The organism is Neptunomonas sp. XY-337, assembly GCF_004959845.1.
Lineage (GTDB): Bacteria > Pseudomonadota > Gammaproteobacteria > Pseudomonadales > Balneatricaceae > Neptunomonas > Neptunomonas marina.
Window position 1 is genome coordinate 124,818 of sequence record NZ_SPLL01000001.1, and the last position, 15,732, is coordinate 140,549.

17 protein-coding genes and 1 riboswitch are annotated in these 15,732 nt (G+C 52.7%); of the genes, 1 reads left to right on the forward strand and 16 read right to left on the reverse strand.

What is annotated here, in order from left to right; translation table 11 throughout:
- Window positions 1–2 precede the first annotated feature (2 nt).
- From E4L36_RS00705 to cobU, 10 genes are all read right to left on the reverse strand, one after another.
- Window positions 3–1,589, reverse strand: coding sequence for an ATP-binding protein (locus E4L36_RS00705; RefSeq protein ID WP_136678563.1), 1,587 nt, complete (start codon window positions 1,587–1,589; stop codon window positions 3–5).
- Window positions 1,586–2,248: an ABC transporter ATP-binding protein gene (locus tag E4L36_RS00710; RefSeq protein WP_136678564.1), complete on the reverse strand. Its 663-nt coding sequence runs from the start codon at window positions 2,246–2,248 to the stop codon at window positions 1,586–1,588. Before E4L36_RS00710 ends, E4L36_RS00705 begins: the two co-directional genes overlap by 4 nt.
- Window positions 2,245–3,027 (reverse strand): cobalt ECF transporter T component CbiQ, encoded by a 783-nt coding sequence (gene cbiQ, locus E4L36_RS00715; RefSeq protein WP_136678565.1) that lies wholly within the window; start codon window positions 3,025–3,027, stop codon window positions 2,245–2,247. Before cbiQ ends, E4L36_RS00710 begins: the two co-directional genes overlap by 4 nt.
- The gene (locus E4L36_RS00720; protein ID WP_136678566.1) at window positions 3,024–3,587 is read right to left on the reverse strand and encodes a cobalt ABC transporter permease; all 564 of its coding nucleotides are present in this window, start codon (window positions 3,585–3,587) and stop codon (window positions 3,024–3,026) included. The genes cbiQ and E4L36_RS00720 overlap by 4 nt, the downstream gene beginning before the upstream one ends.
- Window positions 3,584–4,204, reverse strand: coding sequence for a cobalt transporter CbiM (gene cbiM / locus E4L36_RS00725; protein WP_136678567.1), 621 nt, complete (start codon window positions 4,202–4,204; stop codon window positions 3,584–3,586). The genes E4L36_RS00720 and cbiM overlap by 4 nt, the downstream gene beginning before the upstream one ends.
- A gap of 9 nt (window positions 4,205–4,213) precedes the next feature.
- Entirely contained in the window at window positions 4,214–5,029 is an 816-nt protein-coding gene (locus tag E4L36_RS00730) for a DUF4198 domain-containing protein (protein WP_136678568.1), read from the reverse strand.
- Between the two features lie 100 nt (window positions 5,030–5,129).
- Window positions 5,130–5,357, reverse strand: a riboswitch (cobalamin riboswitch).
- Window positions 5,358–5,431: 74 nt separating this feature from the next.
- Window positions 5,432–6,172: an adenosylcobinamide-GDP ribazoletransferase gene (cobS, locus tag E4L36_RS00735; RefSeq protein WP_136678569.1), complete on the reverse strand. Its 741-nt coding sequence runs from the start codon at window positions 6,170–6,172 to the stop codon at window positions 5,432–5,434.
- Complete coding sequence (locus E4L36_RS00740; protein ID WP_127695898.1) at window positions 6,169–6,714, reverse strand: histidine phosphatase family protein; 546 nt, start codon at window positions 6,712–6,714, stop codon at window positions 6,169–6,171. Before E4L36_RS00740 ends, cobS begins: the two co-directional genes overlap by 4 nt.
- Window positions 6,715–7,767 carry a nicotinate-nucleotide--dimethylbenzimidazole phosphoribosyltransferase gene (gene cobT / locus E4L36_RS00745; protein WP_136678570.1) on the reverse strand — a complete coding sequence of 351 codons (1,053 nt, stop codon included), beginning with the start codon at window positions 7,765–7,767 and terminating at the stop codon, window positions 6,715–6,717.
- A 1-nt stretch (window position 7,768) separates the two neighbouring features.
- Complete coding sequence (gene cobU / locus E4L36_RS00750) at window positions 7,769–8,302, reverse strand: bifunctional adenosylcobinamide kinase/adenosylcobinamide-phosphate guanylyltransferase (protein WP_136678571.1); 534 nt, start codon at window positions 8,300–8,302, stop codon at window positions 7,769–7,771.
- 127 nt (window positions 8,303–8,429) lie between these two features.
- Between cobU and E4L36_RS00755 the strand changes: the two genes are divergently transcribed.
- On the forward strand, window positions 8,430–8,975 hold the full coding sequence (locus tag E4L36_RS00755; RefSeq protein WP_136678572.1) for a hypothetical protein: 546 nt from the start codon (window positions 8,430–8,432) through the stop codon (window positions 8,973–8,975).
- Here E4L36_RS00755 and E4L36_RS00760 read toward each other — a convergent pair.
- The 6 genes from E4L36_RS00760 to E4L36_RS00785 all read right to left on the reverse strand — a co-directional run bounded on the left by E4L36_RS00760 (window position 8,972) and on the right by E4L36_RS00785 (window position 15,731).
- A complete protein-coding gene (locus E4L36_RS00760) occupies window positions 8,972–9,640 on the reverse strand; it encodes a haloacid dehalogenase type II (protein ID WP_136678573.1) in 669 nt (222 codons plus the stop codon). The two genes, E4L36_RS00755 and E4L36_RS00760, sit on opposite strands and share 4 nt — an antisense overlap.
- A gap of 86 nt (window positions 9,641–9,726) precedes the next feature.
- A complete protein-coding gene (locus tag E4L36_RS00765; protein ID WP_136678574.1) occupies window positions 9,727–10,803 on the reverse strand; it encodes a DUF418 domain-containing protein in 1,077 nt (358 codons plus the stop codon).
- 100 nt (window positions 10,804–10,903) lie between these two features.
- Entirely contained in the window at window positions 10,904–11,473 is a 570-nt protein-coding gene (locus E4L36_RS00770; RefSeq protein WP_206064470.1) for an alpha/beta hydrolase, read from the reverse strand.
- A 90-nt stretch (window positions 11,474–11,563) separates the two neighbouring features.
- Entirely contained in the window at window positions 11,564–12,754 is a 1,191-nt protein-coding gene (locus E4L36_RS00775) for an FTR1 family protein (protein WP_136678576.1), read from the reverse strand.
- Window positions 12,751–14,847, reverse strand: a complete 2,097-nt coding sequence (locus E4L36_RS00780; protein ID WP_136678577.1) for a DUF3488 and transglutaminase-like domain-containing protein — start codon at window positions 14,845–14,847, stop codon at window positions 12,751–12,753. The genes E4L36_RS00775 and E4L36_RS00780 overlap by 4 nt, the downstream gene beginning before the upstream one ends.
- Complete coding sequence (locus tag E4L36_RS00785) at window positions 14,841–15,731, reverse strand: DUF58 domain-containing protein (RefSeq protein WP_169051434.1); 891 nt, start codon at window positions 15,729–15,731, stop codon at window positions 14,841–14,843. Before E4L36_RS00785 ends, E4L36_RS00780 begins: the two co-directional genes overlap by 7 nt.
- Window position 15,732: the final 1 nt, after the last annotated feature.

Consider the following 15,732-nt stretch of genomic DNA (forward strand, 5'->3'; position numbering starts at 1 on the left):
CCTCAAAATAGCGGAAGGTAGTGAGCCTGCAACTGCTCGGCCAGTTGCTTGCTGTTGCCAATACGTAGCTCGCCCTGTTCAAGGTCGATCACGTGGGTTGTGCCCTTAAACGGCAGTGTTTTTGGGTGTTCACGGTAGCGGCCATCAGTGAGCACAAAGGTTTCAACTTCTATGTTTGGCTCACGGAGCTGGAGTTGCTTGATGTAGTTCTGCGCCGCTTCTAGTGCCTTTGTCAGCGGTGTTCCGCCGCCTGCGCTGAGGCCGTCAAAGAGTGATGCACAGCTTTTCGGTGGACGGCGTGTCTGCGCTAACAGCTCAACAGCATCATTACCAAAGCCGAACAGGGTCAAGCGCTGGCGCTGTAGATAGGCGTTCTGTGCTAGCTCCTCAACAAAGCCCCGCGCATAGGCCAGAACATCAGCCCCTTGTTGCACTTTGAGGGTCGAGCCGGAGGTATCCAGTAGCACTAAGTTCAACTTGCTGACACGCTCTATCTGCTCACGCTCTACCGGTGCCGTTTGTGAGCTGGCAAGCGTTGCTGGCCAATCGATCTGGTTGGTGGTTAACGTCAAGCCCGCGTTTGCCGGTTTTGCGCTGCTGCCATGCAGCTGTGCCGATTGCGTATGATTGACCTCGTCCATCGCGCCCCAATCACCCTGTTGGGGGCTATTGGGAGGCAGCTCAGCATCTTGGCGCTTACTATCCGGTGGGCGCTTTGAAGTTTGCGGTGGGCTGGTTGGCTCCTTTGGTGAGTTGCGTCGATGTGCGAGCACTAAGGCCTCGGTAGCATCAATATCACTTAGCTGCACCTCTATGCACCCTGCTAGAGCGGCGTGTGCTTTGGCTGCTCGGGACCAGACAATATCGGCACGCATACCATCCACATTGGCGGCAATGCAGCGTTTAGCGATATCGCGCAGCAGTGTTTTATTTAACGTGACATCCGGCAAGCAGGCTTGAGCGGCGTTTATTTGCGCGCACACCTGCTGCTGCGCTTCAGCAAACTGATCTAGCAACGCGTGCGGGTTGTGCTCAAATAGGCTGCGGCGCTCTGAGATAAGCACGCGGGCGTCGATATCGGTCTCGTTTTGTAACGCTACGCTTAATCCGAAACGATCCTTAAGCTGATCACGCACTTCGCCCTCATCGGGGTTCATCGTGCCAACCAACATAAAGCGGCAGGCGTGCTGATGGCTGATGCCATCACGCTCCACATGATTGACACCACTGGCTGCGGCATCTAGCAACAGGTCTACGAGGCGATCTGAAAGTAAATTGGCCTCATCAATATAGAGCAGTCCACCGTCGGCTTTACTTAGCAGGCCCGGTTTAAAGCGAACAGATTTATCACTCAGCGCTTGCTGCAGATCGAGTGTACCGCAGAGCATCTCTTCGCTGGTGCCTAGCGGCAGATTCACCAGCGCCCCTTTGGGCAGTAACTCTACCATCGCTCGCGCTAAGGTGGACTTTGCACAGCCGCGTGGGCCACTCACCAGCACGCCGCCAATTTTGGGATCAACCGCATTAAGCAGCAACGCCTGTTTAAAGGGCTCTTGGCCAACAACAGCTGTGAAGGGATAGAGGTTCATACCGCCTCCTCGCTTGTTAAGCGGCCATCGCAGAGTTGCTGGGAACGGGTCGCGACCGCTGCTACAAAATCGCTATCATGGGAGACAATAATCATCGCCTGCGGAAGCCCGCGAATAATCTCGATCAGGCGTTCGCGGGTTTTGCTATCAAGGCCGTTGGTGGGTTCATCCAACAGAAGTACTTGTGGCTGCATAGCAAGTAAGCTCGCTAACGCCACAAGGCGTTTTTCGCCGCCCGAAAGTTGATACGCGATACGGCTATCAAAGCCCTCTAAGCCCAGCTGCGAGAGTGCATCTAGTGCCAACTGTTGGGCTGCTTGAACACTTTTGCCCTGATTAAGGGGGCCAAACATCACATCTTCTAGGACAGTTGGACAAAACAGCTGGTCGTCGGAGTCTTGAAACAGTAGCCCCACTTGAAAACGCATCGCCTGAAAGGCTGATTCGTCGTGGCAGCGCACACCAAACGCTTCAACATACCCCGCTTTCGCTTTGGTTAAGCCCACTAAGATATGCAGCAAGGTGGTTTTTCCGGCACCGTTAGTGCCCTCAATGGCGAGGCGCTCACCGGCTTGCAGGCAAAGGTTTACATCCTTTAAAACGGCATCGCGTCTTGGGTAGTGGTAGTGGATACCGGCGCAGCGCAGCACACAGCTCATTGTAAGCCTCCGAAGCAAAGTGCAGCCAAAGCAAGCAACCAAACACCGAGAAAGTAGCTATCGCGTGGTTGCCATGGCGGTGTTGGCAAGAGGAAAAAACGGCCATCAAAACCACGGCACTTCATCGCTTTGTGGACTCGCTCTGCGCGGTCTAACGAGCGCACAAAGAGCATTCCAATCAGGTAGCCAGTGGCGCGCCATGTGTGCCAGTTGGTGCGTGCTACAAAGCCACGGGCACGCATCGCTCGGCGCATCTTTTTGAGTTCACGGCCAATAACATCCATATAGCGCACAGAAAAGAGCATCAGGTGGACGAGCTTCTCGGGTACTCGTAGGCCCGCTAAGCCGGTACCAAGCTGGTTTGCAGAGAGTGTGCCTAGCAAGGTAAGCCCTGCTAGCAATACCGCATTGGCTTTTAGACCAATCTGTAATGCATGCATAAGCCCTTCCTCACTGGCCGAAAACTGGCGCCACTCAAAAACCGGCTCACCCGACGTGGTGAAGGGCAAGCTCACGAGCAGGAGCAGAATAAAAAGATCAACTGCCAAGATGCGTCGCCATACCCGCTTGATATCGAGCCGAGCGAATACAGCAAGTGATACGGACATCAACAGTGCCATCACGAGCACACTTAAGGCTTGGCTGAGCACCGCGACAAAGGCGAAGCTTACGAGTGCAAGAATGCGTGCTCGCGGCTCGATACGATCTAACCGACTGCTGCCGTGGCGTAGCGCCTGCCCGCGCCATGAAAAGCCACTATGCTCAAGCGGTGCGCTCATGCGGTCTCCTTACACATTTTGCGCTCGCGTAGCAGCGCTGCTAACCCACATAACCCTAAAATGTAGCCAATCCCGCCGACGATATCGCGAAGGCCAGCGGCTTCTTTCAGTTCGCGCAGCTCACGGCGTAGCGGTTTAACTTGGCGTGCTACGGCCGCTTCAATCTGGCTATTGAGCGTTGTTGCGGGTTTGGCTGCTGCAGCTGTTACCGCAGTTGCTGCTGGGGCTTGGGTGGGCGCTAGTGCTGCGGGCAGCTCGTCTGCTGCAAGCGTAAGTGCCAGTGTGTGGCCGGCACCAAGATCGAGTGTGAAATGGTGCGTAACATAGCGGCTGGGCTTAAAGCGGAATATGCCCTCGGCATCTGTTTCGGTCTGGCCAAGGCTTGCGCCTTGCATATCCGTAACGATCACCTTGATACCTGCGGGCGCCATATCACCATTGGAGAAACCCGCCTCGCCCTCGATGGTATCGCCAATAGTGTAGACTCCGCCCACCACATTATGTGCGCCAACAAACGATGATGCGATGAGCAATAAAGCTGTAAGCAATAGCCGGTTCATGAACTTGTCCTTGCAGCGACAGCGAAGAGTTCAGGCTTCACTTGGCCGATTAATGCCACAGCCGCCGCTGTGACGGCTGCTTCAATCACCACCAAAGGCAAGCTGCTGAGAAAGGCCAGCTTAGCGGCAGGGAGAAACGCGTCGCCATTGAGGGCTAAGGTGGCCGCCACCATGAAGGCTGTTAGCGTCACGGCACCACCACCTGCCAGTGCACCTAGCATGGCAAGTTGGCGTTTTGGGGTGGTCATCGCTAATGCACGGCGCAACAGCAAACCCACTAAAACAGCTGGAATCGCAATATTGATAAGGTTCACGCCAAGCACTAAGAAGCCACCAAATCCAAAGAAAACCGCTTGCAGTAGCAAGGCTACCAGCAGTGCAGGAAAGGCAGCCCAGCCAAGCGCCAGACCGATCAAGCCATTGAGTATGAGGTGGATGCTCGAGACTCCGACCGGCAAGTGGATGTATGAGGCCACAAAGAACACCGATGCGAGCAGAGCCGTCACCGGCATCTGCTCATAGTCCATATCGCGCAAACCTTTGGCGACGCCCAGCGCACCGACTACCGTTCCTATGGCTAGGATCTCGTTGCTTAGCGCACCATCTACGATATGCATGGCGCGGCCCTATTTTGTTTTCACTTCGTGAGCTTGTACCCAGATAACCGCATCTTGGGACAGCGGCTTGCCTTGGTAGCTGGTATCCGGGCCAACACCGAGTGCGGCAAAGCCCCACTGGCCTGCAAATGGCAGCGTAAAGTTGATGATGCCGTTTTGGTCGGCGAAGATCGTTTGGGTGATAAACGCAGGCGCGGGTGGCACCACGGTGGGTTGGTCGCTAAAGCGGTTGGTGTTGAGATCTGGCTGGTAGTTAACGTATTCGATCTCTATTTCCGCATTGGGAACCGGTTTGCCTGCGCTTTTAACGACGGCGCGAAAGTTGCTGCCTGCATAAATCGCATACGGTTTTGTCAGTGGAACGATCTCTGCTTTGAGCTGAAAATCGGTGCTCCAATCGGTCGGCAGGCTGCCAACATTCACGATGCTCTTGGTAATCTGCTGAATGTACGCACCCTCTTCCTCTTCAAGGTAAGGCGCGGGCTCTAGGATAAAGACGTGATCGCCTAAACCACGCAAGGTGACATCCGCTTCGTAAGATGTGCCGGTATTCTCAGCGCTGCCCCATGTGGTTGTTTTAATGCTCTCTAAAAGATCTTGTTTGCGCCCTTTGCGGACACTGTAAAACGCCTGTGGCGCGGCCACATCCATCACATGGCCGTTTGCCGCCGGATGGGTAAATGGCATTTTCAGGGTGATGTTGCCGCCCTTATCGCGCAGTAACTCGGGCGTGTAGAGCAACTGGAAATGGGCACTGGCACTGGTTGCAACGAGCGCACAGGACAATAACACAGCAGAGGCTGTGAAGTTTTTAGCAATCAACATTAACGTTCTCCGTCAATTAAATTGAAACGGAGTTGGGAGGCATTACAACAAAGCCAGATCGTTATCAGCACTGTCGTTCGGTGAAGCCCTCCGCAACACCAGCAAACTACATTCTTCAGGCTGGTATCCGGACTCATGGGTGAACATAGCTGTTCCAAACCTCACCTTCCCATGCATTCGCACAGTGGCATACCGAGATTTGTTAACCCATTTACCGTTGCGGGGGCAGTGCTGGGATTGTTGTCGTGATAACGACGGAACGCACCAGCTTCCCATTTAACAACCGACCATAGACCTTAGTCGATTGACCTGAAAGCGCAGAGGCTACCGACATGGTGGGTGGGTGTCAATTGCAGGGTGCTCATATCAACCTGCAAAAAACTAATCTACGTTAACTTGGCGCTAAATAACTGAAAAATAGACAAGAAACAGCACTTCGGTGATCTCAATAAGTGCACCTGCGGTATCGCCTGTCATGCCGCCCAAACGGCGCAGCATGGCGCGGCGCAGCCACCAAAATGACAAGCCAATCAATACGGCAACGCTGGGGCTGATAGAAAACAGCATCACAAGTATCAGCCCACAGACGGCAGTCGCCACACGGGTGGGTAACTGGTTGGCGGTATGGGATGCGATACCCGTTGGGCTAACATAGGGTGTTGTCGCCAAGAGTAACAGCGCTGCTGTGCGGGCAACGAGTGGCGCGAGTAACAACGGCAAGAGCGCGCCAGCCTCAAGAAGATGCACAACGGCAGCAAATTTTAACAGCAGCACCAGTACCAGCGTCAGCACACCACTGGCACCGACTAGCGGGTCCTTCATCACCGCGAGTGTCTTTTCGCGCTGTCCGATGCCTGCCATCCAACCATCGGCCGAATCGGCGACCCCATCAAGGTGCAACCCCCCTGTTATCACTGCCCACAAGGTCACAACAATGGCACTGGTGAGCAGCGTGTGGGTATGCAGGTAGCTGGCGGCGGCAAACAGCATCATGCCAATCATCACGCCCACCAGTGGGTAGTACAGCGGGGCAATGCTCTGTGTAGCTGTTGCAGGGTAGGTTTTGAACCGAATAGGGATCGTGGTGAAAAATTGCACCGCGATTAAAAACGCATCAACGTGCTTGTTAAACGCAGCTCTCATGTATGAGACCAGTCGAGCCGATGGACACTGGCGTGGGGCGCTTCAATCTCAAACATTGTATGTAAACTTTGCTGGCGCAGGTGGGCAATCGCGAGTTTGATAACGCCTCCGTGGGTGAAGATCAAAACATCCTCATCACCATGGTGCTTTGCGATCTTGCTCAATGCATGGGTAACTCGCTGTTCAAAGTGTCTCAACTGCTCCGCCTGCGGCGGTGTGCCGTTGACGGGGTCTTCCCAAAAAGCGAGCAGGACATCACGGTGATCCGCATAGGCTTCGGCGCCGGATAAACCGTCTAAGATACCAAAATCATACTCCTGCAGCGCCGGTTCAAGCAGGTGGCCGCTATTCGACCACTGCTCGGCAAAGGCAGCACAGCGCTGTAACGGGGAGCTGTAGATTGCGGCAAACTGCTGGGGTGAGTAGCCTTTTAATGCGGCTGTCATCTGCTCCCAACCCACCGTTGAAAGTGGCGCATCGGTGCGCCCAATGTAGGCTTTTCCTGCAGGTGTTTCGCCGTGCCGTATCAAATATAACGCCATCTACTCCTCCTTTGTTGCGACGCCTGCTTGCGCAAAGGTTGCCATATCTTGATGTAATTGGCACGCCGAACGCAGCAACGGAATGGCAAGTGCCGCACCACTCCCCTCGCCTAAACGCAGGCCTAAATCAAACAGCGCAGGCGCGCAGAATTGAGACTCCACTATTTTAAATCCAGGCTCCGCTGAGCGATGTGATAACACGAGCCAATCCGATATAGAGGGGTTAATGCGCATCGCCACAAGGGCCGCCGCAGAGCAGATGTAACCATCGACCAATACCGTAATGCCGTGCTGGGCGGCGCGTACGTAGGCACCTACCAATGCTGCGATTTCAAATCCTCCCAAACACTGCAGCACGCTGAGGGGATCGGTAAGTTGCGGCTGGTGCAGCCTCAGCGCTTTCTCAATGTACCGCGCTTTTCGATCAATGCCGCTCTCATTAAGGCCCGCCCCGGCCCCGACCACCATCGCGACCGGCTGTTCCAACAGCACCGCAACGATCGCCGCGGCACTGGTTGTATTGCCGATACCCATTTCGCCACCGATGAAGAGGTCAGTGCTGCCCTGCTCATCGACCGCGCTTTTGCCGGCATCGATTGCGAGCTGGAGCTGGGCTCGGGTCATTGCAGGTGCTTCAGTAAAGCTTCTTGTTTGCGGCGCGATAAACGCATCGATCACGTTATCAAGGCCTTGCTCTAGCGGCGCCACCGTGCCGAGGCAGGTGATCTTCAGATCTGCATTATGCTGGCGGGCTAACACGCTGATTGCCGCTCCACCGTGCGCAAAGTTGCTCACCATTTGCGCAGTGACCGCTTGAGGATAGGGTGAAACACCGCTGGCCGCAGAGCCATGGTCGGCGGCAAATAGGTGTATTTTAATCGCCTCAAGCGTTGGGCGTTCCCGCCCTTGCAGCCCTGCTAACCGGATCGCCAGCGCTTCGAGTTGGCCAAGTGCGCCGGGCGGTTTGGTCAGTTGCATCTGACGAGCAGCGGCGGCTGTTTGCGCGCTATGGTTAATACTGTGGGCAGGTTGGTTTAGCCAATCAAAACTCATTTTAGGTTCCTGTTGCTGCGGCGTTTTTCAGGGTGAGTGGCAGGCCCGCCACAATCAATGCTGCATGATCCGCAAGCGCCGCGATCTCTTGATGCAGGATGCCAGCCTCATCGCAATAGCGACGTGTTAATGCCCCTTCTGGGACAATACCAAGCCCCGTCTCATTCGAAACAAAAATGATGGTTGCTCGGCTTGCTTGGATCGCATCAATAAGCGCTTTGCGCTCTGCAGCTATCTGCTCTGGTGTGTAGTCGGCACAGAGCATATTGGTCACCCACATGGTTAAACAATCCACCAATAGGCAGTGATTGTCATCACGAAATTGCGCCAAAACCTTAGCCAGCTCAAACGGTGTTTCATGCGTATACCAAGTTGTTGGGCGCTCAGCTTGGTGGGCTTTGGCGCGCTGCCCCATTTCGGTATCGAATACTTGCGCTGTTGCGACGTAGTGCACCTGCTTGGCGGAGTTGTGCGCTAACTGCTCTGCAAAGCGAGTTTTGCCAGAACGTCGCCCGCCGAGGATCAGGTGAATCATGAATGGCTCCAAAAAGCGTGAAATCTAATCTATTCAGACAAGTGATAGCAAGGTTATCAAAAAAAGCTAATATTCATCTTAGTGCTGTTATTATGAAGCTTTTACTTTTTAGGCAAGGATGCTTTAAATGAAGTTAATTATTGCAAAACAATTAGTTACATTCGCTTCATTATCTTTTTTGTTAGCTTTTAGCGGCTCCTGCTTGGCGGTAAATACGTGCGACATCGGGGGTGAAAAGGTTAAAACATCCCTCTCTTGCGATGACTATCTGCTCCACTTTGGTGATCGCAGCGCCGTGATGCCCAATAACCCAAAACCTTATCAACCACCCCAAGTTGAAGTTGAGCGTAAAAAAACCAACAGCAAATGGCTGGATGATTGGGAAGCCAAACAACGTGCCAAGCGCCAGCGCGCCAAAGAGCGCGGTGAGGCATCACGTAAGCAGCTAGCTGTTGAGGGCAAATTGCAGCAAATGGCCATCATGAAAGAGGTGGCGGTTGGTATGAACAAGCAGCAAGTGCGCTGGGCATGGGGTGAACCTAACGGAGTTGCATTCCGAGGTAACACCGAGGTGTGGCGTTACCACCGTTACAAAAACAATGACTACATCAGCACAGATTACGTGTATTTCAAAAACGACTTAGTGAGCGGTTTTGATTTTGATAAAAACTAGCTTAGCTGTGTTAAAAGTTCAGTTAGGTCTGCGAAAACAGCGGTGGGTTTAGTGCCCCAAGGGTCAAATACTTGGCGGCTATCGCGTTGGATCCAAGCGGTACTGAAACCCGCCTGCTCTGCCCCAATAATATCAAACGGATTGCTCGAAATAAGCCAAGTCGTCTCGGCGATACTGCCGGTTGTTTCGAGAAAGTGCTGATAGACAGTGGGATTAGGTTTAAAGGTGCTTACCTCAGCCGCGCTCACAATCCCATGAAAACAGTGCAAAACATCTGCTGATAATAGCAATTGTCGTACTGAGTGCTCGCTACCGTTAGAGAAAGCAAATAAACGATGTTCCCGCTGAGCGAGCTGCTGCAGCGCTTCACGGGTGTCAGGGAATGCTGGCAATTGTGTATAGGCGGCTAGAAGGTGCTGTTTTTGCACATGATCTATATCGACTTGATACAACCTGCAGGTGTATTCCAACGCATCCTGTGTGCAAACTGAGAAATCAGCATAAGCCCCCATCACCGCGCGACGAAATGAGTACTCAAGCTGTTTGTCACGCCATGTTGCCGAAAAATCAGACGCCTGCTCCCCGATGAGCGTATGCAACTTCTCAACCAAACCGTGGGTATTGATCAACGTACCATAGACATCAAAGGCAAGGGTTAGGGCCATCGTTAGGCACCTCAATTAGTTAGCCTATTAACTATAGCTTGGTCGCTGTAAAACAACAGCTTGCCTTTTGCCTTTTTAAGCCGTTGCTAACCTGCAACTCTGCGGAATAACCATTCAAGTGGGCCGCTGCGATAGCGCTTTAACCACAACACACTGAACAACACCCCACCCATAAAAAATATCCCCGCACTGATGAGTGAGGCCGTGATGGTTTGCCCCCCTAACATGCCGAGCTCCTCTAATACGCCCATGCCTACAACGACATGCGCAACGTAGAGTGTCAGAGCCATTTTTCCCGCTTGTCTGAGCCAATAGAGCAAACGACTGTGCGTAAAGTGATCGCAGAGGTGCAAGCACAGCACCAATACGAAGACCGCAGAACTGGCAGCAGAGATCAGATACTGAGGCATGGGTGGGATGATATCGGTAGATAATAGAAAGTTGATATCGTCTGTGCTCAAGCCCTGGATATTGGCACCTATCACTTCACGCAGCAGATAAAAAGCCAGTTCGGTTGCAACAAATATCACTATCGATGTTCGAAGCAGCATGGCGCGGATTCTCGCGCAGTTTAGGTTTAATCGCCCAAGCCACATACCCAGCAGCAAAAACGCACTCCAAGGTATAACGGGATGAAAACCATTAAAGAGAATGTGGCGCAGCATCCCTTCCACAGTCCATAGGTTTTCGTAACGAAGTGTCTCCCAATCCCAGTTGGATTCGTAGTCGATAACCAGCATCAGTGCAGGAAACAGGGTCACAATAGCAGCACCACTCCATAGAATGGCTTGGTCACTACGTGCGATAAGCCATGCTGCGATCAAGAAGTAACAGCCATAAAAGTGGAGAATGTCGGCTTCCCAGATGGGAGTAAATAGCAGCCCTACAAAGAACAGTAGCAGGCCTCGTTTTACGATGGTGCTGCGGGCTTGGCGTTGATCAGTATTGGAACCACTGAGTCGTAAGCGGTTGGTAAGGAGGGAAATACCGATGCCTGCGAGAATAACAAAAAGAGCAGACGCTCTACCTTCAAACAGCGCAGCTAAAGAGATAAGCACTTGATTGCCCTGCTCTGCGCCCATCGCCACCTTAAAGTTGACGATAACCATACCCAGAATCGCCAATGCTCTCGCAAGATCTAATCCTTTGACGCGTTGCTCCATAGTCAGCCTCTTGATTCAGAGTCAGTCGTGATGTGTGACATTCCAAACAGCCTTTGATGCTGCCCAAGGCTATTACAACCGATATGCCGCAGCCGCGCCATCAATCGGTAGTGAGTTGGAAGCGACTAATCTCTGCTTGTGTCATCCAATGAATATCCTCACTCGGCGCTGCATCTAATGTGTACCAATAGAAGGACTGCGGAATACCCATATCTTGGTAATACCTCAGGTACGGCTGATGCTCCGGGTGTGAGTCGGGTAAAGCGGCGGCATCAGCAATATCGTCACCGCCCCAAGCGTGTACTCCAATTAACGCGCCCGCCTCAATGGTGCGCTCAACGCCAGCTAAGAAAAAGTCGGTGCCGCCAGATGCGATCATGCCATCGGCTGGCACATGCGTGTCTAGATCGTATTGTCGTACGATCCGAGCCGCCTCAAGGTTGGCCTCGTCATCAATTGAGCCCTCTACATTTTGCAGCACGATGAGGTGGACATCAGGATGGGTGGCTAAAGCGGCTTCAAGCGTAGTAACAATGTTACTATCGATCACTCCTGTCATCACCAGACTGTTGCCGTTGCGCTGAAAGCTGGCAGGCTCGTAACTATCGTCAATGTCGGCGCAGCCAACAACAAGGAGAGCGAGCAGTGCAAAGGCGTGGCGGTATTTCATGAACATTCCCATTAATCGAACTTAATTAGTCACGGAGAAACACCATATTGCCACACCTAGCTGCCAGCTACTGTAAGGATTTGTAGCACTTTACGTGGGTGCGTTTAGTTGCCCAACACGGCGATAGAGCACGTAGACTATTAACGGAGCGATGAGAAAAGTCAGCTGCAAACCTACAGACTCCAAACTGGGGAAGAGCCCGAGCCAGCCGATAGTAGGAATGCCGTTGATGGCTGTTGAGGGTAACCAGCCTGATACCTGCAATTCGAGCACCGATTTACCGGCAAATATCACCGATAAACTAAACAACAATACAGCAGTGGCGGTAAAAAAGAGCTTAAGTGGCAGCTTGACCGATAGCATGAAAATCAGCACGTAAACTAACAGCAACAGTGCACATGCAATGGCAAAGCCCACCATGATCGGCTCCCACTGGAACCCAGCACCAGAGATCAGAGCTTGATAGAAGAGTATGGTTTCTGCGCCCTCGCGATAGACCGCAAAGAACGCCACTGACACGATCGCCAACAAGTTTCGATTGTCGATAGCACTGCCAAGTTTATCATGCACGAAGTTCTGCCAATGTTGCATTTCGCGGCGGGAAAACAGCCAAAAACTCACGTAACTGAGCAGCAACGCGGCGATAATCATCGTCACGCCTTCGATCACCTCACGCGTAGCACCGCTGTTTTGGATTAACGTTTGTAATCCCCATGCGGTCAGTACACTTGCAACTAATGCAGCACCTGCGCCCAGCCAAACGTAGCGAGTGCGGTCAGCGGCGCCAGCTTTACGCATGTAAGCCAATAAGGCGGCAAGCACCAATAGGGCTTCAACCCCCTCGCGAAGTAAAATTAGCAGCGATTGCACCACCAATTCCCAATAACTGCTAGTGGCGCTCTCTATCATCGGAGCAACGCTCAGCTTGGCTTTAAGGTCACGCCATTGGCTTTCAACGTCTGATTTTGGTTGCCCGCTCACCGCCGCATTAATCAGCCGACTAAAGCCAAGCTCAATTTCTATCATCGCTTGCTGATCCGCCTGCCCTACCGCAAACTCTAGCCCCTCTCCTTCAAAACCACCAAAGTAGAGATCCGAGAAGGCATTACCGTATTTGACACGCTCGTCCGGCGCATAGGCGGTAACAATACTATCGCCCCGTGCGATCACCTGTTGCATCACAGTCTTATAATCCGCTGCATCTTGCTGCGACCAACTGGGTAAAGAGAGCACCAGCAATGCTAAGGTGTAGGCAAGGCGTAATTTGAAGTTAAATATCATGACAACATCCCATACAGGCGTTTACTGTTAGTAATAAATCGAGCCTCGCGAGCCTGACGTTCAGCTGCATCGGCCGCAGGGGTATAGCGCAGGTTGATATAGTCTTGAACCACCGCCGCAATAGCGGGATACATCTGTGCGGCCGGCTCTTCAATCCGCTGGAGCCACTGGTGTGGGCACTCGTGTGGTAAGCACTCAAGACCTTTGCTCGATAATCGATGATTGAGCTTTTCAAAGTGGAATAGCACGTTATTGCGCCTACGACGCGACATAGCCAACACAGCGCCGTAAATTGTGCCCAAGAGCGCAAGCCCCAGCGCGGTGATCCCCAACAAGGATTTCCAGTCCACCACGCGCAGTCCTGACTTTTTCATCAACTCAACTTGCGTCTCTGGGTTGTAGTTCAGCACCCAAGTTTCAAGACCGCTGCTCAAGGTCCGCAACCAGCTTAGGTTGCTTTCAGGAGGGCGCTCTTGGCGCTTGGTCGGTGTTTTTGTGGCCACAGATGGAGCGCTGCTGGTATCAGTAGCGGCTTGAGCCGAGTTTTTCACTTTCGGCTTTTTGATCGGTGCCTCTGCTTGCGCTCGCTCCTCTTTTTTAGGCGGTGTGACAAAATCCAATGGCTCAACGCGTTGCCACCCGATCGCATCATCCCATGCTTCTACCCATACGTGAGCATTGGCTTGGCGCACTACAACAAAGTTAGTGAGGGCGATGAGACTACCACCGCGATAGCCCGATACCAGTCTGGTTGGCACACCTGCAGCTCGCAACGCAATAGCTGATGCACTGGCTAAGTGCTCAACCCCACCCTGTTTGCGCTCAAAAAAGAACTCATCGAGGCTATCGGGATATACGTCGATATCGGGTAATTGCGTCACCTGATATTCACCGCTTGCCAATTGAACACGCAACCGGTGTATTCGCTCATTAGTTGTTTGCGCGCCTTTTGCCATGTCGCGGCCCCAGGCCACAAGCCGACGATTGGATTTTTTCGGTAACTGAAGAAAACGTTGCCTCTCTTCTTGTGATAACGGGCGGCCTCCCGTGTATTCCAGATAAGCGCGCTGCTCGTAGTTAAACTCCTGTCTGAGTTTACGGATGCCCAGTACCTGAAACTCATCGGAGATAAAGGTCTCGGGGCTGCTACCGTAAGGGAAATCCAAGCCATACATCCAACGTTTGCCGTTGGCTGTGATGCGTGCCTCATACGCCACCAAGTCACGTTTTGAGGTGATCACACTGTCAAGATCTTGCTGCTTGCGAAACGCCTTGCGTAGCAATTGAGTGCGGTTATCCCAATTCGGGCGCATTTGCCACTCGGTGCCGGTGTAGTTCGAATAGACGGGGCCGCGCCAATAAAGGCGGCTTTTGTAGGGAACGGTTCCTGAAAACTCAGCAACGAGGATCGGCTCATCACTCTTTTTAAGCCGTGAGATCTGCCCCGCTTGCAATGACGCTGTTAAACCTTGTTCTTTTTGATCTTGGTCGATGACCAGCTCAATCGGCAGCCCCATCACAATGCCAAGATCCCATAAAGGGCCTTGAATGCGTGGCACTGTCACAAATAACAACACCATAATCGGCGTGCCTAATACCAGTATTTTGGCACTGGTTGCTACCATCTGTGTGGTGGCGGTGCCACTCAGTAAGAGGGTGACGTAGAGGTAACCGCAAACGCCCAACAACAGATAGGCCAGTGCGGTAAAACCGGAGAAACTCAAGCTACTTAACGCGAATAATACTAAGCCGATAGTGGTAACGACCATGCTCTCTGTGCGGCCCTTAGACTCAATCCACTTGAGCGTAACAACCAGATACAAGCCACTCAAAAAGGTATGGCCGCTGAGCCAATCATCCAGTAGCCAATGGACGCAGATCGCCCATATCACGAGCGACACCACGATAAGAACAGCCTTACCGTTGGCTGGCAGCCAAGCCTTAACGAGCACAATACCACTGATGAGGAACGCCAGCGGCAAGGCAAACGATGCTGGCATCACGCTTAAACCTGGCAGAGTGGCCAACAGGAAATACAGGGATATAACCCAGTGATTAGACGATGAACGCTGCATCAACCCAGAGGCTAGCATGGCACACTGTCCTCCTTGTATGGCAAAACAGCGAGTGCCGATAGGCACTGATATAACTGCTGACTCCCCCTCGCCGGTGTAATCGAATGCTGAGGAAGGCGTAATCCGAATTCACGGTTCGTTGCATAGCAATACACCACCCATTCAGTTAGGCAACTGATGCGCTCCTCATACTGAAGCGAGGCAGTATCCTCCCAACATAGCCAGCCGGAGGGCTCCCCCTCTTCCCCATCGAATTGGCGCACCACCCACTGATCATGCTTGGCTAGGGATTTCCAGTGCACGCGCCGCAAGTTATCACCTGCTTGATAGGCTTTTAATCCGGCTAACTCATCTGAAGCATCGTGCAGGTGGGCGTTGTTTCCTGCTGATCTTAACTGCACGGGTTTGTGTTCAACCGCTTGCGGGTAGATTAAAACGGTTGGGCAAAGGCAGATGTCACAAGAGAGCTCGAACAACTCCAATGGCCAACGGCTGGTAACTCGCACCGCTTGCTCAGACCGTTGGCCGCGCTCGTGCACGGTTTGGCTGACGCTGACGTACGTGCTATCACCTGAAGCTACAGACACCAACTCGGTAGCATCCGTGATATGTAACTGGGCTTTATGGTGTGCACTGCTGTTTTCGATAAGTACACGGTAAACGAGTGATTGACCAGCATGTACCGAATCAGCAGCGGTAACGCGGCCCTCGATCCCGAGGATATTACGCAGATTGAGCCAAAGGCTCACAAGAAACACGGCCAGCAGTAGGAAGCAGAAGGAGAAAATAAGGTTGTTACTGTAGTTGATCGATACTAAAAAAATCGTCACAACAGCGAGCAAGAATACCCAGCCATTTGCTGTCAGGCGCAACTTAAAGGCGCGCAGGTTGGAGGCTTTCATA